The organism is Klebsiella sp. X1-16S-Nf21, assembly GCF_002837615.1.
In the GTDB taxonomy this organism is placed as follows: Bacteria; Pseudomonadota; Gammaproteobacteria; order Enterobacterales; family Enterobacteriaceae; genus Klebsiella; species Klebsiella variicola.
In genome coordinates this window covers 67,481-89,416 of sequence record NZ_PJDK01000007.1, presented here as the reverse complement: position 1 = coordinate 89,416, position 21,936 = coordinate 67,481, and the positions used below count along the sequence as shown (strand labels likewise).

Annotated in this window: 21 protein-coding genes; 14 read left to right on the top strand and 7 right to left on the bottom strand. The window is 59.2% G+C overall.

Annotated features, from left to right (window positions below; all coding sequences use genetic code 11):
* Positions 1–35: 35 nt before the first annotated feature.
* Positions 36–1,388 (top strand): metalloprotease PmbA, encoded by a 1,353-nt coding sequence (pmbA, locus tag CW267_RS05610; RefSeq protein WP_064166991.1) that lies wholly within the window; start codon positions 36–38, stop codon positions 1,386–1,388.
* Positions 1,389–1,424: 36 nt separating this feature from the next.
* The gene (cybC, locus tag CW267_RS05605; protein ID WP_100781444.1) at positions 1,425–1,811 is read left to right on the top strand and encodes a cytochrome b562; all 387 of its coding nucleotides are present in this window, start codon (positions 1,425–1,427) and stop codon (positions 1,809–1,811) included.
* Between the two features lie 54 nt (positions 1,812–1,865).
* Here the strand turns inward: cybC and CW267_RS30360 are convergent, their stop codons facing one another.
* Entirely contained in the window at positions 1,866–1,997 is a 132-nt protein-coding gene (locus tag CW267_RS30360; protein ID WP_012543089.1) for a hypothetical protein, read from the bottom strand.
* Between the two features lie 103 nt (positions 1,998–2,100).
* Here CW267_RS30360 and CW267_RS05600 point away from each other — a divergent pair, with 103 nt between their 5' ends.
* The 10 genes from CW267_RS05600 to CW267_RS05555 all read left to right on the top strand — a co-directional run bounded on the left by CW267_RS05600 (position 2,101) and on the right by CW267_RS05555 (position 10,869).
* Positions 2,101–2,439: a PRD domain-containing protein gene (locus CW267_RS05600; RefSeq protein ID WP_008807140.1), complete on the top strand. Its 339-nt coding sequence runs from the start codon at positions 2,101–2,103 to the stop codon at positions 2,437–2,439.
* A gap of 10 nt (positions 2,440–2,449) precedes the next feature.
* Positions 2,450–2,812: an SFCGS family glycine-rich protein gene (locus CW267_RS05595; protein ID WP_004206501.1), complete on the top strand. Its 363-nt coding sequence runs from the start codon at positions 2,450–2,452 to the stop codon at positions 2,810–2,812.
* 2 nt (positions 2,813–2,814) lie between these two features.
* Entirely contained in the window at positions 2,815–3,114 is a 300-nt protein-coding gene (locus CW267_RS05590) for a DUF4312 family protein (RefSeq protein ID WP_004206503.1), read from the top strand.
* A 21-nt stretch (positions 3,115–3,135) separates the two neighbouring features.
* Positions 3,136–3,912 carry a DUF4311 domain-containing protein gene (locus CW267_RS05585; RefSeq protein ID WP_002886897.1) on the top strand — a complete coding sequence of 259 codons (777 nt, stop codon included), beginning with the start codon at positions 3,136–3,138 and terminating at the stop codon, positions 3,910–3,912.
* A gap of 13 nt (positions 3,913–3,925) precedes the next feature.
* Positions 3,926–4,570: a DUF4310 family protein gene (locus CW267_RS05580; RefSeq protein ID WP_004152267.1), complete on the top strand. Its 645-nt coding sequence runs from the start codon at positions 3,926–3,928 to the stop codon at positions 4,568–4,570.
* 113 nt (positions 4,571–4,683) lie between these two features.
* On the top strand, positions 4,684–5,817 hold the full coding sequence (locus tag CW267_RS05575; RefSeq protein WP_012969089.1) for an amidohydrolase/deacetylase family metallohydrolase: 1,134 nt from the start codon (positions 4,684–4,686) through the stop codon (positions 5,815–5,817).
* Positions 5,801–6,919: a DgaE family pyridoxal phosphate-dependent ammonia lyase gene (locus CW267_RS05570; RefSeq protein ID WP_016160167.1), complete on the top strand. Its 1,119-nt coding sequence runs from the start codon at positions 5,801–5,803 to the stop codon at positions 6,917–6,919. The genes CW267_RS05575 and CW267_RS05570 overlap by 17 nt, the downstream gene beginning before the upstream one ends.
* Complete coding sequence (gene dagF / locus CW267_RS05565; protein ID WP_022065398.1) at positions 6,916–7,656, top strand: 2-dehydro-3-deoxy-phosphogluconate aldolase; 741 nt, start codon at positions 6,916–6,918, stop codon at positions 7,654–7,656. Before CW267_RS05570 ends, dagF begins: the two co-directional genes overlap by 4 nt.
* 125 nt (positions 7,657–7,781) lie before the next feature.
* Entirely contained in the window at positions 7,782–8,936 is a 1,155-nt protein-coding gene (locus CW267_RS05560) for a lactonase family protein (protein ID WP_022065399.1), read from the top strand.
* A gap of 22 nt (positions 8,937–8,958) precedes the next feature.
* Positions 8,959–10,869, top strand: coding sequence for a BglG family transcription antiterminator (locus CW267_RS05555; protein ID WP_032731805.1), 1,911 nt, complete (start codon positions 8,959–8,961; stop codon positions 10,867–10,869).
* 17 nt (positions 10,870–10,886) lie between these two features.
* On the opposite strand, the gene nrdG is transcribed toward CW267_RS05555, so the two are convergent.
* The 5 genes from nrdG to treR form a co-directional block, all read right to left on the bottom strand.
* A complete protein-coding gene (nrdG, locus tag CW267_RS05550; RefSeq protein ID WP_012969085.1) occupies positions 10,887–11,351 on the bottom strand; it encodes an anaerobic ribonucleoside-triphosphate reductase-activating protein in 465 nt (154 codons plus the stop codon).
* Between the two features lie 249 nt (positions 11,352–11,600).
* Positions 11,601–13,733: an anaerobic ribonucleoside-triphosphate reductase gene (gene nrdD / locus CW267_RS05545; RefSeq protein ID WP_100781445.1), complete on the bottom strand. Its 2,133-nt coding sequence runs from the start codon at positions 13,731–13,733 to the stop codon at positions 11,601–11,603.
* Between the two features lie 385 nt (positions 13,734–14,118).
* Positions 14,119–15,774, bottom strand: coding sequence for an alpha,alpha-phosphotrehalase (gene treC, locus CW267_RS05540; RefSeq protein ID WP_016160169.1), 1,656 nt, complete (start codon positions 15,772–15,774; stop codon positions 14,119–14,121).
* Positions 15,775–15,825: 51 nt separating this feature from the next.
* Positions 15,826–17,244, bottom strand: a complete 1,419-nt coding sequence (treB, locus tag CW267_RS05535) for a PTS trehalose transporter subunit IIBC (RefSeq protein WP_032741413.1) — start codon at positions 17,242–17,244, stop codon at positions 15,826–15,828.
* 130 nt (positions 17,245–17,374) lie between these two features.
* Positions 17,375–18,322: a trehalose operon repressor TreR gene (gene treR / locus CW267_RS05530; protein WP_023323529.1), complete on the bottom strand. Its 948-nt coding sequence runs from the start codon at positions 18,320–18,322 to the stop codon at positions 17,375–17,377.
* 113 nt (positions 18,323–18,435) lie between these two features.
* Between treR and mgtL the strand changes: the two genes are divergently transcribed.
* A complete protein-coding gene (gene mgtL / locus CW267_RS31655; protein WP_353074613.1) occupies positions 18,436–18,555 on the top strand; it encodes a mgtA regulatory leader peptide MgtL in 120 nt (39 codons plus the stop codon).
* Positions 18,556–18,700: 145 nt separating this feature from the next.
* Positions 18,701–21,409 (top strand): magnesium-translocating P-type ATPase, encoded by a 2,709-nt coding sequence (gene mgtA / locus CW267_RS05520; protein ID WP_049164671.1) that lies wholly within the window; start codon positions 18,701–18,703, stop codon positions 21,407–21,409.
* 72 nt (positions 21,410–21,481) lie between these two features.
* Here the strand turns inward: mgtA and ridA are convergent, their stop codons facing one another.
* Complete coding sequence (gene ridA / locus CW267_RS05515; protein ID WP_002886926.1) at positions 21,482–21,868, bottom strand: 2-iminobutanoate/2-iminopropanoate deaminase; 387 nt, start codon at positions 21,866–21,868, stop codon at positions 21,482–21,484.
* Between the last annotated feature and the right edge of the window lie 68 nt (positions 21,869–21,936).

Genomic DNA, 21,936 nt, shown 5'->3' with positions numbered 1-21,936 from the left:
TCTCTGTTAGACTTCAGTTAACTCCTTCTTACATTATGGCATTAGCAATGAAAGTCATCTCTCAAGTTGCACAGCAGCGTAAGACGCTGGAAGAAGCCGTTACCACGGCACTGGAACTGGCGGCAGGTAAATCTGACGGTGCGGAAGTCTCCGTCAGCAAAACGACGGGCATCGGCGTCAGCACCCGCTATGGCGAAGTGGAGAATGTAGAATTCAATAGCGATGGGGCGTTAGGCATTACGGTTTACCATCAGAACCGCAAGGGCAGCGCCTCTTCCACCGATCTTAGCCCGGACGCCATCGCCCGCACCGTGCAGGCGGCGCTGGATATTGCGCGCTACACCTCCCCGGACCCGTTTGCCGGCGTGGCCGATAAAGATCTGCTGGCCTTTGACGCCCCGGATCTGGACCTGTTCCACCCGGCGGAGGTCTCCCCGGACGAAGCCATCGAACTGGCCGCCCGCGCGGAGCAAGCGGCGCTGAAGGCCGATAAACGCATCACCAACACCGAAGGCGGCAGCTTTAACAGCCACTACGGCATCAAAGTGTTCGGTAACAGTCACGGCATGCTGCAAAGTTACTGCTCGACTCGCCATTCGCTCTCCAGCTGCGTCATCGCGGAAGATGATGGCGATATGGAGCGCGACTACGCCTACACCATTGGCCGGGCGATCGAGGATCTGCAGTCCCCGGAATGGGTCGGGGAAGAGTGCGCTCGCCGCACCCTGTCGCGTCTGGCGCCGCGTAAGCTGTCGACCATGAAGGCGCCGGTCATTTTCGCCAACGAAGTGGCGACCGGGCTGTTTGGCCACCTGGTCGGAGCGATTGCCGGTGGTTCGGTATACCGCAAATCCACCTTCCTGCTCGATTCGCTGGGCAAACAAATTTTGCCTGAGTGGCTGACCATCGAAGAACATCCGCACCTGCTGAAAGGGCTGGCCTCCACGCCGTTCGACAGCGAAGGCGTGCGCACCGAGCGTCGTGACATCATCAAAGACGGCGTGCTGACCCAGTGGCTGCTGACCAACTACTCGGCGCGTAAGCTGGGGATGAAAAGCACCGGCCACGCCGGGGGCATCCACAACTGGCGCATTAACGGCCGCGGCCTGAGTTTTGCAAAGATGCTTAAAGAGATGGGCACCGGTCTTGTGGTTACCGAACTGATGGGGCAGGGTGTCAGTGGCGTCACCGGCGACTACTCACGCGGCGCATCCGGCTTCTGGGTAGAAAACGGCGAAATTCAATATCCTGTCAGTGAGATCACCATTGCAGGAAATCTGAAAGAAATGTGGCGTAATATCGTGACCATTGGCGATGATATTGAAACGCGCAGCAACATTCAGTGCGGTTCTGTGCTGCTGCCGGAGATGAAAATCGCCGGGCAATAACACCTGTTTGCTTAAATAATAAAAAGGAAGTGAGCAATGCGTAAAAAACTGTTAGCGATGCTGGCTGTCTCTGCTTTTGCGCTCGGTTCAGCGTCGGCCTTCGCCGACCTGGGCGAAGACATGGACACTCTGGCAGAAAACCTGCAAGTGGTACAGAAGACCTCCGACGCCGGCGAGCTGAAAGCGGTGCTGAATAAGATGCGTACCGCCGCGGTCGATGCCCAGAAAGAGACCCCGCCGAAGCTGGAAGGCAAAGCGGCCGACAGCGCTGAGATGAAAGATTACCGTCATGGTCTGGATATTCTGATCGGCCAGATCGACGGTGCGCTGAAGCTGGCGAACGAAGGCAAGGTGAAAGAGGCGCAGGCCGCCGCGGAGGAGTTTAAAACCACCCGCAACACCTACCATAAGAAGTACCGCTAACCGTTCTTTTCGGGAGGCATCAGCCGATGCCTCCCGCCTGAAAGCCTACCGATATCACATTTTTCCACTCTCTTTTTCCGGCCTTTCCGCTGCCGCGGGCGCCTTGTCCACGCTCATTGTTGTGATACATCTCACGTCATAGCCGTCGTTTTTGCCTTTTCCCTGTGAATATGTGGGGTCGATCACGCCTGCCGTCTCCCTTTCCACTTCGAAGTGGAAAACAACTCGCTACAAACTCCCATCCCCCGGCGCTACCTTGATTTCCAGAGACATCAGCGGGGTATCAGAAGTGAATAACGGAGCGGTAATACACGACGAAGGGGAGCAGGCAGCGCAGACTGAACGGCTGGCTGACAAGATGCTGCAGCAGGTTTACGCCTTGTTAAACCGTCACGGCATCGTCCCTAACGACGTTCAGGAGCAAATGCTGACTTCCCACGTGCGGGCCATGGCCCACCGGTCAATCAGTGGCGAACCGCTGCCGGAAGTGGATGCCAGCCTGTTCGAAGAGATTTCACCAGATTCAATGACGCTGGCCCGCGAAGTGGTCGCGCAGTTCGGCAACCTGCCCGATGAAGAGGCCTGGCTGCTGTCCGTCCATTTCGAAGTCGCAAAAGAAAACCTGTAAGGAGCAAAACATGGAACAAATCACCGTAGTCATTGGCGACCGTCTGGGTAAAGGCCAAAAAGTCGCTGCAGGCGCTGAGAAAGCGGGCGCACGTGCTGTGGTCGTCCCTGGCGTTGCTGCCGATATGAAGCTTGGCGACATGATGAAAGCGGAAAACGCTACCTTCGGCATCTCCTTCTGCGGCAGCGGCGGCGCCGGGGCCATCACCGCCCAGACCAAATACGGCTACAAAGCGAAATATGGCATGCGTTCGGTGGAAGAGGGCGTCACTGCCATCAACGAAGGGTGCAACGTGCTGGGCTTCGGCTTTATGGATAAAGAAGAGCTGGGCGAGCGCCTGGTAGAAGCCTGGAAAAAGAAATACGGCGCATAAGTATGAAAGAGCAATTCACCACCACGGTGAGGGTTGCCGGCAAAGGCGAAAGCAAATCACGGGCCTTCGCCGATGCCCTGAACCATGTGCAGGCTGCGGTGATGAAAACCTCATCGCACATTCTGCTGCGTATTGAGCCACAGGACGTGACGGTTGTTCATGCGCGCGAAGCGGTACGAAAAGAGGCCTTCCTGTTCTTCTTTTTGCGCCGTGAACGACGGACCTACAGCGTGGAGCTGGACGTCACCGTCAACGTGACCGCCATCGATCTCGATAAAGTGGATTTCGTCACGCAAACCTGATTGTTAGCAAAGGGTCTGACTATGTTCCTGATAATTTTAATAAAATCGCTCATCATCGGCGGCCTGGTCGGCGTCGGCGTGGGCGCCGGAGCGGCACGCATGTTTCACGCCCCTACCACCCAGGGGATGGGGGCGTTTCGAACCCTGGGCGAGCTGAATTCCTGCGAAGGCGATCCGGCTTCCCACTTCTCCTTTGGCCTCGGTTTCTTCTTTAACGCCTGGGCCTCTTCCGTGGCAGCAGGCTCCTTCACCCAGGATGTTGACCACCGCATTATCCCCAACTGGGGCGCGGCGGCGCTAATGCTGAAAAATCGTAACGTCGGCGAAACGCTGCACGATCCGAAAAAAATGGCCATCTCCTGCGGCATCATCGGCATGATTGTCGTCGCCTTCCTCAACCTCACCGCCTCGTCCGTACCGGAAGCGCTGCAGGTGACCGCGGTTAAGGTCCTGGTGCCGGCGGCAAACCTGCTGGTGAACACCGTGATGCCGGTGATCTTCTGGCTGGCGGCTATCGATGCCGGTAAGAAATCAGGCTTCTGGGCGACGATTTTCGGCGGCGCCGCGCAGCTGATTATGGGTAACGCCGTACCGGGTCTGGTGCTGGGGATCCTGATCGGTAAAGGCGTCGAAGAGAGCGGCTGGAACCGGGTGACTAAAGTGATGATGGTGGCCATCGTCGCGCTGTTTGTCCTCAGCGGCTTCTTCCGCGGCTTCGACATGAAGATGATCGAATCCTTCCATCTGACCGTGCCGAACTGGCTGGACATGATCCACAACTCACTCAGCGGCAAGTAACGGGAGCCTGATAATGGAACAGAATAAAGGTTTTTGGTATGCCGACTGGTCGTTCCCGATCTTTGTTGGCCTGCTCTCCTCCGGCGTCTTCGCCGGGACGCACATGTACTACCTGTACGGCATCGGCGCCTTTAACGAAGTGGCCTTCGTGGCCATGCTGAAGTCGGGGATTGATACCGGCGTTTACGGCGCGGTGGCGGCGTTTGGCGCCAGCTTCCTGTTCGCCCGCATCATCGAAGGGTCGCTGGTGGGGATCCTCGATATCGGCGGAGCGATACAGACCGGTATCGGTCTTGGCGTACCGGCGCTGCTGCTCGGCGCGGGCTTTGTCTTCCCGGTGGCGAACTTCGCCGCCTCGCTGGTCACCGGCCTGGTCCTTGGTCTGGCAGTGGGTTACATCATCATTCTGGCGCGTAAGTTCACCATTAACCAGAGCGATTCCACTTACGGCGCCGACGTGATGATGGGGGCCGGTAATGCCTCCGGCCGCTTCCTCGGTCCCTTGATTATCCTCAGCGCGATGACCGCCTCGATTCCTATCGGGATTGGCTCGCTGGTTGGCGCACTGCTGTTCTACATCTGGCAGAAACCGATCACCGGCGGCGCCATCCTCGGCGCGATGATCCTCGGCTCCATCTTCCCGGTGGCGATTAGCTAATCGCCCGATGGCGCTGCGCTTATCGGGCCTACACGTCAGCGCGATTGGTAGGCCGGATAAGGCGGTACGCCGCCATCCGGCAACAGATTCACCCTCTTCATCAGGAGATAGCTATGTTTGATTTACTCCTGCGCCGTGCGCGCCTCGTCGACGATACCCTGACTGATATCGCCATCCAGGACGGGAAAATCGCGGCGCTGGGCGAGATTAGCGCGCCCTCCCGCAACACCCTCGATCTGCACGGCAACAGCTACGTCAGCGCCGGCTGGATTGACTCCCACGTTCACTGCTACCCGAATTCGCCGATTTATCACGATGAGCCGGACAGCGTCGGCATCGCCACCGGCGTCACCACCGTGATTGATGCCGGCAGCACCGGCGCCGACGACGTCGATGACTTCTATCAACTGACCCGTAACGCGGCGACGGAAGTTTATGCGTTGCTCAATATCTCCCGCGTCGGGCTGATTGCGCAGAATGAACTGGCGAATATGGCCAATATCGACGCCGCTGCGGTGAAGCAGGCGGTGCAGCGTCATCCTGATTTTATCGTCGGCCTGAAGGCGCGGATGAGCAGCAGCGTCGTCGGCGAAAACGGCATTACGCCGCTGGCGCGCGCCAAGGCCATTCAGCAGGAAAACGGCGATCTGCCGCTGATGGTGCACATCGGCAATAACCCGCCGAACCTCGATGAAATCGCCGATCTGCTGAGCCGCGGCGACATCATTACCCACTGCTATAACGGCAAGCCGAACCGCATTCTGAATCCCGCCGGCGAACTGCGTAGCTCGATTACTCGCGCTCTGCAGCGCGGCGTGCGCCTCGACGTTGGGCACGGCACCGCCAGCTTCAGCTTTGAAGTGGCGCGGCGGGCGATTGCGCTGGGCATTCTGCCGCACACCATCAGCTCCGATATTTACTGCCGTAACCGTATCGATGGCCCGGTGCGCTCGCTGGCGCTGGTGATGTCGAAATTCCTCGCCATCGGCATGACCCTGCCGCAGGTCATTGCCTGCGTGACCGTCAGCGCCGCCGAGGGGCTGCGCCTGTCGCGTAAAGGGCGGCTGGAAGTGGGCTTCGACGCCGATTTAACGCTATTTCGCCTGGAGCACCGGCCCACGCTGCTGGTGGATGCCGAAAAAGAGAGCCTCCAGGCTGACAACATTCTGGTGCCGCTGGCCGCGATCCGCGCGGGCAAAGGCTATCTGACCGAACAAGGGAGCGCGGAACATGCCTTCGATTTTTGAGAAATACCATTTAAAACAGGTGATTAATACTTCGGGCCGCATGACGGCGCTGGGCGTTTCCACGCCGCGCCCGGAAGTGGTGGAAGCCGCGATGGCCGGTATGAACCAGTACTTTGAAATGAAAGACCTGGTGAATAAAACCGGCGAGTACATCGCCAGGTTGCTGGATGTGGAAGGGGCGACCGTTGTCTCCTGCGCGTCGGCGGGGATTGCCCAGTCGGTGGCGGCGGTGCTGGTGAAAGACAGCGACTGGCTGCTGGAGAACCTGCACGTTACGCCGATTGAGAATAACGAAATCGTGTTGCCGAAGGGCCACAACGTCAACTTCGGCGCGCCGGTTGGCACCATGGTGGCGCTGGGCGGCGGTAAGCTGGTGGAAGCGGGCTACGCCAACGAATGTTCCGCCCAACAGCTGGCGGCGGCAATCACCCCGCGCACCGCGGCGATCCTGTACATCAAATCCCACCACTGCGTACAGAAAAGCATGCTCAACGTCGCGCAGGCTGCGGAAGTGGCGCGCCAGCATGGCTTGCCGCTGATTGTCGATGCGGCGGCGGAAGAAGATCTGCAGTGCTACTACCGCATGGGCGCCGACCTGGTGATCTACAGCGGCGCAAAAGCCATTGAAGGGCCGACCAGCGGGCTGGTGATCGGCAAAACGCAGTACGTCGAGTGGGTTAAACGCCAGTCGATGGGGATTGGCCGGGCGATGAAAGTGGGTAAAGAGGGCATTCTCGGCCTGACCTGCGCCATTGAACACTACCTGACGGCGAGCAAAGAGAGCGGCGAGCAGATGGTGGCGAAGATGACGCCGTTTATCGAACAGCTCAACACGCTTAACGGCGTGACCGCCCGGGTGGTGTGGGATAGCGCGGGTCGCGATATCGCCCGCGCCGAAATCAAATTCAACGAAGCGGTGACCGGCGTGAAGACCGGCGATCTGGTTAACGCGCTGAAGCAGGGCGAATACGCCATCTACTTCCGCGGCTATAAAGCGAATGAAGGCATTATCGAAGCCGATGTCCGCAGCGTGAACGCGCAGCAGTTGGCGGTGGTTGCTCGCCGCATCGCGGAAGTGCTGAACAAGGAGAAACAAGCATGAAACTGACCCCAAACTTTTACCGTGATCGCGTGTGCCTGAACGTCCTGGCGGGCAGCAAAGACAACGCCCGCGAAATTTACGACGCGGCGGAAGGTCACGTCCTGGTCGGCGTGCTCTCCAAAAACTATCCGGATGTCGCCAGCGCGGTGGCCGATATGCGTGACTACGCGAAGCTTATTGATAACGCGCTCTCCGTCGGGCTGGGCGCAGGCGATCCAAACCAGTCGGCGATGGTGAGCGAGATTTCTCGCCAGGTGCAGCCGCAGCATGTCAACCAGGTCTTCACCGGCGTGGCTACCAGCCGCGCGCTGCTCGGGCAGAATGAGACCGTGGTGAATGGCCTGGTCTCGCCGACCGGTACGCCGGGAATGGTGAAGATCTCCACCGGCCCGCTGAGCAGCGGCGCGGCGGATGGCATTGTGCCGCTGGAAACCGCCATCGCGCTGCTGAAAGACATGGGCGGCAGCTCCATCAAATACTTCCCGATGGGCGGCCTGAAGCACCGCGCCGAATTCGAAGCCGTCGCCAAAGCCAGCGCTGCGCACGATTTCTGGCTGGAACCGACCGGCGGTATCGATCTGGACAACTACAGCGAGATCCTGAAAATCGCTCTCGATGCCGGGGTGAGCAAAATCATCCCGCATATCTACAGCTCGATTATCGATAAAGCCAGCGGCAACACCCGCCCGGCCGATGTGCGCCAGCTGCTGGAGATGACTAAACAGTTAGTGAAGTAGTGCTATTGCCGCTCATCCTAACTTTCTCCCGGAGGGAGAGGGAACCATCTGGTTTTCTCCCTCTCCCTTTGGGAGAGGGCCGGGGTGAGAGGCAACTTATCCCACCGAACCATCAAGGAGTTGCTATGCCTGTCGCTCGTCATCTGCTTGTCGCTTCACTGTCCCTGTTTGCCGCCGCCGCGGGCGCCGCGCAAACCCACTATGCCTGGGTAGGTACCTATAATCCCAATGGCGAAGGTCTGTACCGCTTTACCGTCGATGCCAACACCGGCGCGCTGCGTGACAGGGCGCTGGTGAGCGCGTTGCCAAACGTCGCGCAGCTGACCGTGTCGCGCGATGGCAAAACGCTGTATGCCGCCAGTGAAGTCGAAAAAGGCGTCGTGCAGGCGTGGCGCATTGAGAAGAATGGCGAGCTGACCGCGCTCAGCCAGGTTGCCTCCGGCGGCGCCGGGCCGGTGTATCTCTCCCTGACGCCGGATGGTAAACATCTGCTGGTGGCCAACTACGTCAGCGGCAGTATCGCCGTGCTACCGGTGAAAGAAGATGGTAGCCTGGGCGAGGCAGTGGACAAGCATCAGGATGAAGGCCCGGCAGGCGCCGAACGCCCGGCGGCGGCCGTCGAGGGCAGCTTCGCCATCAGCGATCACAATGGCCCGCACGCCCATATGATCGCCGCCGATCCCAGCGGGAAATTTGTTTATTCCACCGATCTGGGGCTGGATCGGATCTATCAGTACCGGCTGGATAGCGCCAGCGGCAAGCTGACGCCGAACGATCCGCCGTTCATCGCCGCTTCGTCGCCGGGCGCCGGCCCACGCCACTTCGTCTTTACGCCAAAGGGCGACGGCCTGTGGCTGATCAACGAAGAAGCGTCGACGCTGACTTTCTATCATCTGGATAAGCAAAGCGGCTTGCTGCGCGAAGGCAAAACCGTCTCCGCGCTGCCGAAAGAGTATAAGGGCACCAGCTTTGCCGCCGGTCTGGCGCTGAGCAACGATGGTAAGCAGCTGTATGTCGCCAACCGCCTGCATAACAGCATCGCCCACTTTACGGTGCAGGCCGACGGCCGCCTGAGCCACCAGGAGGATATCTGGACGCGTGGGGATTACCCCCGTACGCTGACCCTGGATAATCAGGGGCAGTGGCTGTACGTCATGAACCAGCGTAGCGATAATATTACCCGCTTCAGCGTGGCGCCGAAGGATGGCAAATTAACCTTTGCCTCCGACTACACGCCGGTTGGTAGCCCATCGCAGATGGTGATATCCGCCCAACCCTGAGCCGTAACCACAAGGAACTGACATGCGATTTCCCAACCAACGCTTAGCGCAACTCTTCACCCTGCTGCGGAATGAAACGCTGCCGCAGGATGAGCTGGCGCAGCGGCTGTCGGTTTCCACCCGTACTGTGCGCGCCGATATTACCGCCCTGAATGCGCTACTGGCGCAGTATGGCGCGCAGTTTATCCTCAACCGCGGCAGCGGTTATCAACTGAAAATTGATAACCCGGCGAGCTTTCAGGCGCTGGAGGAGACGGCGCCGAAGACGCAGCACGTGCCGCGAACCGCCCAGGATCGCATCACGTTTCTGCTGGTGCGCTTCCTGACGTCGGCGTTCTCCATCAAGCTGGAAGATCTGGCGGATGAGTGGTTCGTCAGCCGCGCGACGCTGCAAAATGATATGGTCGAGGTGCGTGAGCGCTTCCAGCGCTATCAGCTTACCCTTGAAACCCGCCCTCGCCACGGCATGAAGCTGTTTGGTAGCGAGGTGTCGATTCGCGCCTGCCTGACCGATCTGCTGTGGGAGCTGGCCCAACAGGGCGGTATCAATCCGTTGATCGGCGCCGAGGCGCTGGAGGCGGAAGTGCCTGCGCTGCTGGAGCCGATGCTGCAGGAGACGCTCACCCGGCACCATATTCGCCTCACTGATGTCGGTGAGCGCTTTATCTGCCTGTACGGCGCAGTGGTGGTGCGCCGCGTCAGCGAAGGCTATCCGCTGGCCGATTTCAGCGCCGAAGATGTGGCGCAAAACGTCCGCGACGCCGCGCGCGATTTGGCGGGAGAGCTGCAGCGGCTGGCCGGAAAACCCTTCTCGCCCGCTGAAGAAGAGTGGCTGTGCGTGCATCTCGCCGCCCGTCAGGTGCAGGACGTCGACCCGGAAACCATCAGCGCCGACGATGACGAAGCGCTGGTCAATTACATTCTGCGCTACATCAACAGCCAGTATAACTACAACCTGCTGGACGACGCCCAGCTGCACGCCGATCTGCTGACCCACATTAAAACCATGATCACCCGCGTGCGCTACCAGATCATGATCCCCAATCCGCTGCTGGATAACATCAAACAGCACTACCCGATGGCCTGGGATATGACCCTCGCCGCGGTCTCCAGCTGGGGGAAATATACTCCGTACACCATCAGCGAAAACGAAATCGGCTTTCTGGTGCTGCATATCGGCGTCGGGCTGGAGCGTCACTACAACATTGGCTACCAGCGTCAACCACAGGTGCTACTGGTCTGCGATACCAGCAATGCGATGGTACGGATGATCGAAGCGATCCTGCAGCGCAAATATCCGCAGCTGGAGATCGCCGCCACGATTTCCCAGCGCGAGTATGAACAGCGGGATGCGATCGAGGCGGATTTTGTTATCTCCACGGTGCGCATCAGCGAAAAAGACAAACCGGTGGTGACCATCGCGCCGTTTCCCACCGACTATCAGCTGGATCAGATTGGCAAGCTGGTGCTGGTGGATCGCACCCGTCCGTGGATGTTGAATAAATACTTCGATGCCGCCCACTTCCGGGTGGTCGATAAGCCGATGGATCAGCAAACGCTGTTCGCTGAGCTGTGCCAGCAGCTGCTGGAGGAAGGCTTTGTTGACGCCGAGTTTCATGCTTCGGTGGTGGAGCGTGAGGCGATTGTCAGCACCATGCTCGGCGATGGCATTGCGCTGCCGCACTCCCTGGGACTGCTGGCCAAAAAGACGGTGGTTTATACGGTTATCGCCCCGCAGGGCATCGCCTGGGGCGACGAAACCGCCCATATCATTTTCCTGCTCGCCATCAGTAAGCGCGAGTACGAAGAGGCGATGGCGATCTACGATATTTTCGTGACTTTCCTGCGCGAGCGCGCCATGAGCCGCCTTGCCACGACCCGCAGCTTCAATGAGTTTAAAACGGTGGCGATGGAGTGCGTCAGCCGGTTTTGAGAGGCTGACGGAGGGGATTAACGCAAATGATGTACCACCTGGTTGCTGCTGCCGCGCCAGATCAGCGCCGGGTCTTTTAAATCCTGCACAAACTTACCGTCGACCAGCACGTTGATCAGGTTCACTACCTGCATCTGCGCCTCATTCAGCTCATCCAGTTTATAGCCGGTCCAGACCCAGATATCTTTGCCGGGGCATTCGGCGCGCACGCGCTGAACCAGCTTGAGGATCTCCGCGACGTTCTGCGGATGCAGCGGATCGCCGCCGGAGAGTGAAATCCCCTGGCGCTTGATGCGGGTATCGTTGAGGTCGGCAATGATGCGGTCGGCCATCTCAGCGGTAAAAGGCATACCGGAGTTCACCCGCCAGGTGCTCTTGTTGTAGCAGCCTGGGCACTCGTGGACGCAGCCGGAAACAAACAGGGTGCAGCGGGTGCCGGGGCCGTTGACGATATCTACCGGGTAGTACTGATGGTAATTCATTTTTCGCTTCTCAATTAACGCCATAGCCGCGTTGGCTGCGCTCGCTCACCCCAGTCATGTACTAAATGTACGCTCCCGGGGATTCCCTCGTTTGCCGCCTTGCTCTGACGCTAATTGCTTTGCGAATACGAAGGAATGCGGCCATTTCCCGGGTCGCGGCGTTCCGCCTTACCCGGGCTACCGGACGGTGCAAAACAGTAGCCCGGATAAGGCGCTGCGCGCCGCTATCCGGGAAAAGCGCATAGCTCTTTAACCGATCTGCCCATTGGCCAGGTGCTTAACGCGGCGCTTCACTTCTTCCTGCTTGCCGGCGTTGAACGGACGCGCGTCCGGACTGCCGAGATAACCGCATACCCGACGAGTAACCGACACGGCATCGTGGTTACCGCATTTCGGGCAGGTAAAGCCCTTGCTGGTGCACTCGAACTCGCCGGTAAAACCACACTCGTAGCATTCATCGATCGGCGTATTAGTCCCGTAGTACGGCACGTGCTCATAGCTGTAATCCCACACGTCTTCCAGCGCCTTCAGGTTGTGCTGGATATTCGGGTACTCGCCGTAGCATATGAAGCCGCCGTTGGCCAGCGGCGGGTACGGCGCTTCGAAATCGATCTTGTCGTACGGGTTGACCTTCTTCTCGACGTCGAGGTGGAAGCTGTTGGTGTAGTAACCTTTATCGGTCACGCCCTCCACTATGCCAAACTCGGCGGTGTCGAGACGGCAGAAGCGGTCGCACAGGTTTTCGCTCGGCGTGCTGTACAGACTAAAGCCGTAGCCGGTTTCTTCCTTCCACACATCGACGGCGTCGCGCAGGCGCTGGACGATGGCCACACCTTTCTCACGCAGCGCCTCGCTGTCGTACATATGCTGATTACCGTACAGCGCATTGATGGTCTCATGGATACCGATGTAACCCAGTGAAATGGACGCGCGGCCGTTTTTGAAAATCTCGGAGACGTCATCGTCGGCTTTCAGCCGCACGCCGCAGGCCCCTTCCATATACAGGATCGGCGCCACGCGGGCCTTCACCCCTTCCAGACGGGCAATACGGGTCATCAGCGCTTTGCGCGCCAGCTGCAGGCGCTCGTCCAGCAGCGCCCAGAAGGCGGCTTCGTCGCCTTTCGCTTCCAGGGCGATACGCGGCAGGTTGAGGCTAATCACGCCGAGGTTATTGCGGCCGTCATGCACCTGCTCGCCATCCTCGTTTTCCCACACCCCGAGGAAGCTGCGGCAGCCCATCGGCGTTTTAAACGACCCGGTCACTTTCACCACCTGATCGTAGTTGAGGATATCCGGGTACATGCGCTTGCTGGCGCACTCCAGCGCCAGCTGCTTGATGTCGTAGTTCGGGTCGCCGAACTTATGGTTCAGACCGTCGCGAATGGCGAACACCAGTTTCGGGAATACCGCGGTTTTGCGATTTTTACCGAGGCCGGCAATGCGGTTACGCAGAATCGACTGCTGGATCAACCGCGATTCCCAACTGGTGCCGAGGCCGAAACCAAAGGTGACAAACGGCGTCTGACCGTTGGCGGTATGCAGCGTGTTGACTTCATACTCCAGCGACTGGAAGGCGTCGTAGCACTCTTTTTCGGTACGGGCGCGGGCATAGCCTTCGGCGTCCGGGATCTGCCACTCTTCGGCGATTTTACGATGCTTTTTGAAGCTTTCGGTGACGAACGGCGCCAGCACTTCATCGATACGGTTGATGGTAGTGCCGCCATAAATATGGCTGGCGACCTGGGCGATGATCTGCGCCGTCACCGCGGTGGCGGTAGAGATAGACTTCGGCGGCTCGATCTCCGCGTTGCCCATCTTAAAGCCCTGAGTCAGCATCCCTTTCAGATCGATCAGCATGCAGTTGAACATCGGGAAGAAGGGCGAGTAATCGAGGTCGTGATAGTGGATCATGCCGCGCTCGTGGGCCATCACCACATCGTGGGGCAGCAGGTGCTGCCGCGCATAGTGCTTGGCGACGATACCGGCCAGCAGGTCCCGCTGGGTCGGGATGACTTTGCTATCCTTGTTGGCATTTTCGTTGAGCAGCGCGGAGTTGGTCTGCTCGACGAGGCCGCGGATCTCCTGATTGAGGCGGCCGCGCTTCTCGCGCTGGCTATCGCGGTCATGGCGATACTCAATGTAGGCGCGCGCCAGCTGCTTATAGGGGCCGGACATCAGCTGGTTTTCTACCGCAGTCTGGATCTCGTTGATGTCGACCTGGGCGCGGCCCTGCATTTGTTGGCTAACGACTTCTGCGACGGTGGCGCAATAGTCTGCGTCATCGACTCCCGCTGCTTTAGCTGCACGTAGAATTGCTTCCTGAATGCGCTCTGATTTGAACGGCACTTTACAGCCATCACGTTTCATCACATGCGGTGTCATGATCACTCCATATATAGAACAGGTTATCCACAGAGGCGGAGGTTATCCCGAAGGCGCTGCACGCTACGGCTCGTGCTGTTTGCCTTCAGATCCGGCCCGTTTTATCCACATCTCATCACCGCCAGACATCGACAAGATATGGTGACATAATAGACGATTAATACAACATGTAGGGCCGGGACGCATTTTAAGTTCTATATGTAGTGATTTGCATCAAAGATGTTTGCGATTTTATTGACCCAGAACAAGGTAAAAAGGTGAGAGTACGGATGATGGGCGCTGGCGATAAATGTAAATTTATCTGGCTGGAAAATAAGCAAAAATGCCTGGCATCCACCTCCGATGCCAGGCATTACGCTCCGGTTTCTGTCGGGCAAGAAGTACCTTACGCCTGCAGCCACCATACGGCTTCGAACGGCCGCAGCGTCAGACCGGTCGGGCGGGGCGTGGTTTCGGCATAGTTGCTGATGATCATCTTCCAGTCGCCCTGGGCTTCCTCTGGCTGCCAGGTCTGCAGGTCGCGGCTCAGGTTGGCGGCCACCACCAGCGTTTGCCCCTGCCACTGACGGCGATAACACCACAGCGACGGATGGTCCGGCAGGAGATCCTGGTAATCGCCCCAGGTCAGCAGTGGCAGGGTTTTGCGCAGCGTAATCAGTTGCTGATAGGCATAAAACACCGAATCGGGGTCCGCCAGCGCCGCCTCGACGTTGATCTCCCGGTAATTATCGCCAAGGCCGATCCACGGCTCACCGTCGCTGAAGCCGCCGTTCTCCCCCGCGTGCCATGGCATCGGCGTGCGGCTGTTGTCGCGCGACTTACTGGCGAGGATTGCCAGCAGTTCGTCCGGGCTTTGCCCCTGCGCTGCGCGTTCGATAAACATATTGTGGCTTTCGACGTCGCGATAGTCGCTGATGTTGCTGAAGTGCGGGTTGGTCATGCCGATCTCTTCGCCCTGATAGATATAGGGCGTGCCCTGCATGCCGTGCAGCACCATCGCCAGCATCTTTGCCGCCGGTACCCGATACTCGCCTTCGTCGCCAAAGCGCGACACGATGCGCGGCTGATCGTGGTTACACCAGAACAGCGCGTTCCACGCCCGATTGTGCATCCCCTGCTGCCAGTGGCGGAACAGCGCTTTCAGCGCCACATAGTCCGGGCGGGCGAGGGTCCATTTTTCACCGCCGGGATAATCGACCTTTAAATGGTGGAAGTTAAAGGTCATCGACAGCTCGCGGCCGTCCAGCGCGGCGTACTGCTGGCAGTGCTCCAGCGAGGTGGAGGACATCTCGCCGACGGTCATCAGGTTACGGGGAGTAAAGACATCGCGGCTCATCTCCTGCAGGAATTCATGCACCCGCGGGCCGTCAGTGTAGAAGCGGCGGCCATCACCCTCCGCATCGCAGGGGAAGGTCTGGTCTTTCGAGATCAGGTTGACGACGTCGAGGCGCAGACCGTCGACGCCGCGATCGGCCCAGAATTCGCAGACCTTTTTCAGCTCGGCGCGTACCGCCGGGTTCTCCCAGTTGAGATCCGCCTGTTCAATGGCGAACAGGTGCAGATAATACTGCCCGCTGTCGGCGTGCCACTGCCAGGCGTTGCCGCCAAATTTGGAGCGCCAGTTGTTCGGCAGCGCGTCCGGTTCGCCGTCGCGCCAGATATAGAACTGCCGGTAGGGACTCTCCTTATTCAGCGACTGACGGAACCATTCATGCTCGGTCGAGGTATGGTTCAGTACCATATCCAGCACGATGCGGATACCACGGGCCTTCGCCTCCGCCACCAGGGCGTCAAAGTCGGCCATCGTGCCGTAGGAGGGATCGATAGCGGTGTAGTTCGCCACATCGTAGCCGTTATCCACCTGCGGTGAGACATAGAACGGCGTCAGCCAGATGGCGTCGACCCCAAGCTTCTGCAGATAGTCGAGGCGGGAAGTGACGCCGCGCAGATCGCCGGTACCGCTGCCGGTGGTATCCTGAAAACTCTTCGGATAGATTTGATAAATAACGCCGTTTTGCCACCAGTGGGGAAGATGATTCATAGTGCTTTCCTGCTGCAACGAGGGGCGCCAAAGGCGCCCCGAAAGAAGAAGTTAGACAATCTGCAAGGTGCCCTGACGGTACTTGCGCTGATACACCACGGTGGTCAGGATAATCGGCACCACCACCGCGATAGCCATCGCCATGGCGTACACCTGCCAGTAGGTTGGCTGGATGGAGAGGATGCCCGGCAGGCCGCCGACGCCGATGCCGTTCGCCAGCACGCCGTTCAGGCCGCACAGCAGGCCGGCGAGGCCGGAGCCGATCATCGCGCACAGCATCGGGAAGCGGTACTTCAGGTTGATACCGTACATCGCCGGTTCGGTAACCCCGAGGTAAGCAGAAATTGCCGCCGGCACCGAGATTTCACGTTCATTCTGTTTACGGCTGGCGATGATGATGCCGACCACCGCCGACGCCTGGGCAATGTTCGACAGCGCAATCAGCGGCCACACCGGGGTGCCGCCCATGCTCTGGATCATCTGCATATCGATAGCGAGGGTGGTCTGGTGGACACCGGTAATCACCAGCGGCGCGTAGAGGAAGCCGAACAGCGCGGCGCCGATTGGCGCGAAGCTGCCGGTTAACAGATGGCGTACCGCGAAGGCCACGCCGTCGCCGATCAGGCGGCCGAACGGACCGATAATGGCGTGCGCGAGGAACACCGCGAGGATCAGCGAGCAGACCGGGACAATGACCAGGTAGAGGTAGTCAGGCACGATGCGCTTGAGGCGCGTCTCGATAAAGCCGAGCGTCAGGCCCGCCAGCAAGGCCGGGATCACCTGCGCCTGGTAGCCGACTTTGGCAATCGTAAACAGGCCGAAGTTCCACACCTCCGGCACCTGCTGGCCGAGGAGATAGGCGTTCATCAGCTGCGGGGAAACCAGGGTGACGCCAAGAACGATCCCGAGGATCGGCGTGCCGCCCATCTTCTTCACCGCTGACCAGCAGATCCCCACCGGCAGATAGAAGAAGATCGCCTCGCCAATCAGCCACAGGAAGTCATAGATGGTTTTCAGCGACGGGTGCATCTGAGCCAGCGTCTGGCCGTTGCTCATGGGTAAGTCGCCGATGACGTTACGGAAACCGAGGATCAGACCGCCACTGATTAGCGCCGGCAGCAGCGGGAAGAAGATCTCGGCAAAGTGCGAGATCAACTGCTCATGCCACTTCATATTTTGCCGCGCGGCCTGCTTGACCTGCTCTTTATTGGCGGAGGTCTGGCCGGTGGTAGCCAGCAGGGCCTTGTAGTAATCGCCCACCTCGGTGCCGATGACCACCTGGAACTGACCGGCGTTAGTGAAGCATCCCTTCACCATGCGCAGCTGTTCAATCTCTTTTGGTTTGGCGATGGCCGGGTCGTTCAGCACAAAGCGCAAACGGGTAATACAGTGGCTGACGGTGGCGATGTTGCCGCGCCCGCCCACCAGTTCGATCAGTTTATCGATGTCCTGCTGGTTTACTTTGCTCATGATGAAGCCTCAAAAACAGAGGGGAGAGATGCCGTTTTTACCTTGAGGGCATCCTAACCGTTTCGTTTGCTTTGCGAAATGGGAACGTTCCCGAAACCCGGCGACGATCACATAAATCGTCCGAACGAGATTAATTCAGGGCGGCAGGAATCACGATCTGGCGGGGTTCGACGCTGCCGGCGATCTGCTCGATCAACTGCCGGGCGGCCCGGCGTCCGGACTCGGCATAGCCGGGATCGACGGTCAAGATTTCCGGGTGGAGAAACTTCATTAGCGGCGTGCTGCCGACGCTGGCGAGCTGCAGCGCAGCGCAGCCCTGCTGCTGGAGGTACTTGCTGGCGCCGAGGGCGAGGGTATCCGTCGCGCAGACCAGGGCGCTGGTTTCGGCCGTCAGCACGCTGGCGACGGTGTCATACCCCTGCTTCATGCCCAAGCCCGGCAGAGCGGCGGTGGGCGTCAGGCGATGCTTTTTACAGAAAGCGAGGTAGGCGAGATGGCGGCGTTCGCCGGTGGTGACGTCGCTGTGCGGGACGCCAAGAAAACTGATGTGGCGATGTCCGCGATCGTAGAGCCGCTGCATCAGCAGCGTGATGGCGCCTTCGTCGTCATAGCACACCGAGGCGAAACCGGGGGCGTCGCGGGCCATCAGCACCAGCGTATCGCGCCAGGGGGCGAGCATCGCCTCATCAATGCCGGTAAATCCGAACAGCACCACGCCGTCAATATTACGCCGGGCGAGCATGCCGAGATGCTCTTCAACCAGTCCCGGGGAGAACTGGCTCTCCATCATAATCGGATCGTAACCCTGTTCATAAAAGGCGGGCAGCATGGTCTGTACGGCAAGGTTTTCCGACAGGGAATCCAGACGGGTGACGATAATCGCCACCACTTTATCGCTCTGGCCGCGCATGGCGCGGGCGGAGCGGGAGGGGGAGAAACCGTGCTGCTGCATCACCGCTTCGACGCGCTCGCGGGTCCGTTCGCTGACCCCGCTCTCGTTGTTAAGGACGCGGGATACCGTCGATTTTCCTACGCCGCTTAAACGCGCGATATCTTTGATGGTCAGCCGGTTCTGCATGCGGAATTCTCGTCAGGGATGGTAGAAGTGAGCCTAATGCTACTCAACCAAACCGCAATGAGCAAAGTCTGGTTTACGTTCGGTTTAGTTGCGCGGGCTTATCATCGCCATAAATGCCACACATGTCTCAACGAGCGCGCTATAATCCGCGCCGTTTATATTCACTTACCGGAGAATTTATGGACCCCGATCCCACTCCTCATCCTCGATGGAGCAACCTTTCTTTCCGGTAAGCCTGTTTAACACTGCTTTACCGGAAAGCGTAAAGCAGTGACGTCCTTGATGTCCCTGCCATAAAAATTACATGCCTGACAGGTAGGCTTTGCTACGCCTGTTGGCAACGCTGCGTTCGCTCGCGCGAGCGCGGAGGGACTGTTTATGTTGAAAAATTATACCCGGCAGCTGTTCGCGCAGCTTAGCCGCCATCTGCCACGCCGTTTGGTCCAGCGCGATCCGCTGCCTGATGCCCGTAACCTGACCAGCGTGCCGATCCCGGACTCGCTCGGCAAGCGCTGCCTGGACGTTGCGGCGATGGATGACCAGGAGATCTGGCGTGCCTTTGACAGCCACCCTGAAGGGCTCAATGAAGGCGAAGTGGCGGCAAAGATCCTCAAACATGGTGACAATCAGATCCCGGCGCAGAAGCCCTCGCCGTGGTGGGTGCATCTGTGGACCTGCTATCGCAACCCGTTCAACCTGCTGCTGACGGTGCTCGGCATCGTCTCCTATTCCACCGAAGATCTGTTCGCCGCGGGCGTTATCGCGCTGATGGTCGGCATCTCGACGCTGCTTAACTTCATCCAGGAAGCGCGCTCGACCAAAGCGGCGGATGCGCTAAAGGCGATGGTCAGCAATACCGCCACGGTACTGCGGGTGGTGAACGAGCAGGGGGAGAGCCGCTGGCTTGAACTGCCTATCGACCAACTGGTGCCAGGAGATATCGTCAAGCTGTCGGCGGGAGATATGATCCCGGCGGACCTGCGCATTATTCAGGCGCGCGACCTGTTTGTCGCTCAGGCCTCGCTGACCGGCGAATCGCTGCCGGTAGAGAAAGTCGCGCGCAGCCGCGACCCGCTGCAGCAGAACCCGCTGGAATGCGACACCCTGTGCTTTATGGGGACCAACGTGGTGAGCGGCTCGGCGCAGGCTATCGTCTACGCCACCGGCGGCAACACCTGGTTTGGCCAGCTGGCCGGGCGCGTCAGCGAGCAGGAAAGCGAGCCGAACGCCTTCCAGAAAGGCATCAGCCGGGTCAGCATGCTGCTGATCCGCTTTATGCTGGTGATGGCCCCGGTGGTGCTATTGATTAATGGCTACACCAAAGGCGACTGGTGGGAAGCGGCGCTGTTTGCACTGTCGGTGGCGGTCGGCTTGACGCCGGAGATGCTGCCGATGATCGTCACCTCGACGCTGGCGCGCGGGGCGGTGAAGCTGTCGAAACAAAAAGTGATCGTCAAACACCTCGACGCCATTCAGAACTTTGGCGCGATGGATATTCTCTGCACCGATAAAACCGGCACCCTGACTCAGGACAAGATCGTGCTGGAGAACCACACCGATGTCTCCGGTAAGTCCAGCGAGAGAGTGCTGCATACCGCCTGGCTCAACAGCCATTACCAGACCGGGCTGAAAAACCTGCTCGATACCGCGGTGCTGGAAGGCGTGGAACTGGATGCCGCTCGCGGTCTCGCGGAGCGCTGGCAGAAGGTGGATGAGATCCCGTTCGACTTCGAACGCCGCCGCATGTCGGTGGTGGTAAAAGAGCAGGGCGACGCGCATCAGCTGATCTGTAAAGGGGCGCTGCAGGAGATCCTTAACGTCTCGACCCAGGTGCGCTACAACGGCGAAATCGTACCGCTGGACGACACCATGCTGCGCCGCATCCGTCGGGTCACCGATACTCTGAACCGTCAGGGACTGCGGGTGGTGGCGGTAGCAACCAAATACCTGCCGGCGCGCGAGGGCGATTACCAGCGCGCCGATGAATCCGACCTGATCCTCGAAGGCTACATCGCCTTCCTCGATCCGCCGAAAGAGACCACCGCCCCGGCGCTGAAGGCGTTGAAGGCCAGCGGCATCACGGTGAAAATCCTCACCGGCGATAGCGAACTGGTGGCGGCCAAGGTGTGCCATGAAGTGGGGCTGGATGCGGGCGAAGTGGTGATTGGCAGCCAGATTGAAGCCATGAGCGACGATGACCTGGCGGCGCTGGCGAAGCGCACCACTTTGTTTGCGCGTCTGGCGCCGCTGCATAAAGAGCGTATCGTGACGCTGCTGAAACGCGAAGGTCACGTGGTGGGCTTTATGGGCGATGGCATCAACGACGCCCCGGCGTTACGCGCGGCGGATATTGGCATCTCGGTTGATGGCGCGGTGGATATCGCCCGCGAGGCGGCGGATATCATTCTGCTGGAAAAAAGCCTGATGGTGCTGGAGGAGGGGGTGATCGAAGGCCGCCGCACCTTCGCCAACATGCTCAAGTACATCAAAATGACCGCCAGCTCCAACTTCGGTAACGTCTTTAGCGTGCTGGTGGCCAGCGCCTTCCTGCCGTTTCTGCCGATGCTGCCGCTGCACCTGTTGATTCAGAACCTGCTGTACGATGTCTCCCAGGTGGCGATCCCGTTTGATAACGTCGATGATGAGCAGATCCGTAAACCGCAGCGCTGGAACCCGACCGATCTCGGGCGCTTTATGGTCTTCTTCGGACCGATCAGCTCGATTTTCGATATCCTCACCTTCGGCCTGATGTGGTGGGTGTTCCACGCCAATACCGTGGAGATGCAGACCCTGTTCCAGTCCGGCTGGTTTATCGAAGGGCTGCTGTCGCAGACGCTGATTGTGCATATGATCCGCACCCGGCGCATTCCGTTCGTTCAGAGCCGCGCCGCGTGGCCGCTGTTCGCCATGACTCTGGTGGTGATGGCCGTGGGCATTGCCCTGCCGTTCTCGCCGCTGGCGGGCTACCTGCAGCTGCAGGCGCTGCCGCTCAGCTACTTCCCGTGGCTGGTGGTGATCCTGGCGGGCTATATGGTGCTGACCCAGACCGTTAAAGGTTTCTACAGCCGTCGCTACGGCTGGCAGTGAAGGGCGCATTTTCGGATGAGCCACGTAAAAAAGGCAGCCACTGGCTGCCTTTTTTTCTGCCAACCAAAGCGATCAGCGACGCACGGCGATGGCTTCGATCTCGATCTTCACGTCTTTCGGCAGACGAGCGACTTCCACACAGGAGCGCGCCGGGAAGGTGGCATTGTGCTCGGTGAAGAACGCTTCGTAGGTGGCGTTAACGGTAGCGAAATCGTTGAGATCTTTGACGAATACGGTGGTCTTGACGATGTCGCCGACGGTGAGGCCAGCGGCTTCAACGATCGCTTTCACGTTGTTCAGCGACTGACGCGCCTGCGCGGACACGTCTTCCGGGACGCTGCCGGTTTTCGGGTCGACCGGGATCTGGCCAGAGGTGATGATCATGCTGCCCAGATCAACGCCCTGAACGTATGGGCCAATCGCTGCTGGTGCATTTTCCGTCGCAATAGTTTTGCTCATGTTATCTCCAGATGAACTGAGTAATGTTACGCAAAATCATTCAGGTTGCCGCCAGAGGGTAAGCGCTG

Coding starts and splice junctions, on each gene's coding strand:
- treR (WP_023323529.1), bottom strand. CDS start 18,322: ATGCAGAACCGGCTGACCATCAAAGATATCGCGCGTTTAAGCGGCGTA.
- mgtL (WP_353074613.1), top strand. CDS start 18,436: ATGCCACACATGTCTCAACGAGCGCGCTATAATCCGCGCCGTTTATAT.
- nrdG (WP_012969085.1), bottom strand. CDS start 11,351: ATGAATTACCATCAGTACTACCCGGTAGATATCGTCAACGGCCCCGGC.
- CW267_RS05595 (WP_004206501.1), top strand. CDS start 2,450: ATGGAACAAATCACCGTAGTCATTGGCGACCGTCTGGGTAAAGGCCAA.
- dagF (WP_022065398.1), top strand. CDS start 6,916: ATGAAACTGACCCCAAACTTTTACCGTGATCGCGTGTGCCTGAACGTC.
- ridA (WP_002886926.1), bottom strand. CDS start 21,868: ATGAGCAAAACTATTGCGACGGAAAATGCACCAGCAGCGATTGGCCCA.
- treB (WP_032741413.1), bottom strand. CDS start 17,244: ATGAGCAAAGTAAACCAGCAGGACATCGATAAACTGATCGAACTGGTG.
- CW267_RS05560 (WP_022065399.1), top strand. CDS start 7,782: ATGCCTGTCGCTCGTCATCTGCTTGTCGCTTCACTGTCCCTGTTTGCC.
- CW267_RS05585 (WP_002886897.1), top strand. CDS start 3,136: ATGTTCCTGATAATTTTAATAAAATCGCTCATCATCGGCGGCCTGGTC.
- CW267_RS05580 (WP_004152267.1), top strand. CDS start 3,926: ATGGAACAGAATAAAGGTTTTTGGTATGCCGACTGGTCGTTCCCGATC.
- CW267_RS05575 (WP_012969089.1), top strand. CDS start 4,684: ATGTTTGATTTACTCCTGCGCCGTGCGCGCCTCGTCGACGATACCCTG.
- CW267_RS05555 (WP_032731805.1), top strand. CDS start 8,959: ATGCGATTTCCCAACCAACGCTTAGCGCAACTCTTCACCCTGCTGCGG.
- CW267_RS05590 (WP_004206503.1), top strand. CDS start 2,815: ATGAAAGAGCAATTCACCACCACGGTGAGGGTTGCCGGCAAAGGCGAA.
- treC (WP_016160169.1), bottom strand. CDS start 15,774: ATGAATCATCTTCCCCACTGGTGGCAAAACGGCGTTATTTATCAAATC.
- nrdD (WP_100781445.1), bottom strand. CDS start 13,733: ATGACACCGCATGTGATGAAACGTGATGGCTGTAAAGTGCCGTTCAAA.
- mgtA (WP_049164671.1), top strand. CDS start 18,701: ATGTTGAAAAATTATACCCGGCAGCTGTTCGCGCAGCTTAGCCGCCAT.
- cybC (WP_100781444.1), top strand. CDS start 1,425: ATGCGTAAAAAACTGTTAGCGATGCTGGCTGTCTCTGCTTTTGCGCTC.
- CW267_RS05570 (WP_016160167.1), top strand. CDS start 5,801: ATGCCTTCGATTTTTGAGAAATACCATTTAAAACAGGTGATTAATACT.
- pmbA (WP_064166991.1), top strand. CDS start 36: ATGGCATTAGCAATGAAAGTCATCTCTCAAGTTGCACAGCAGCGTAAG.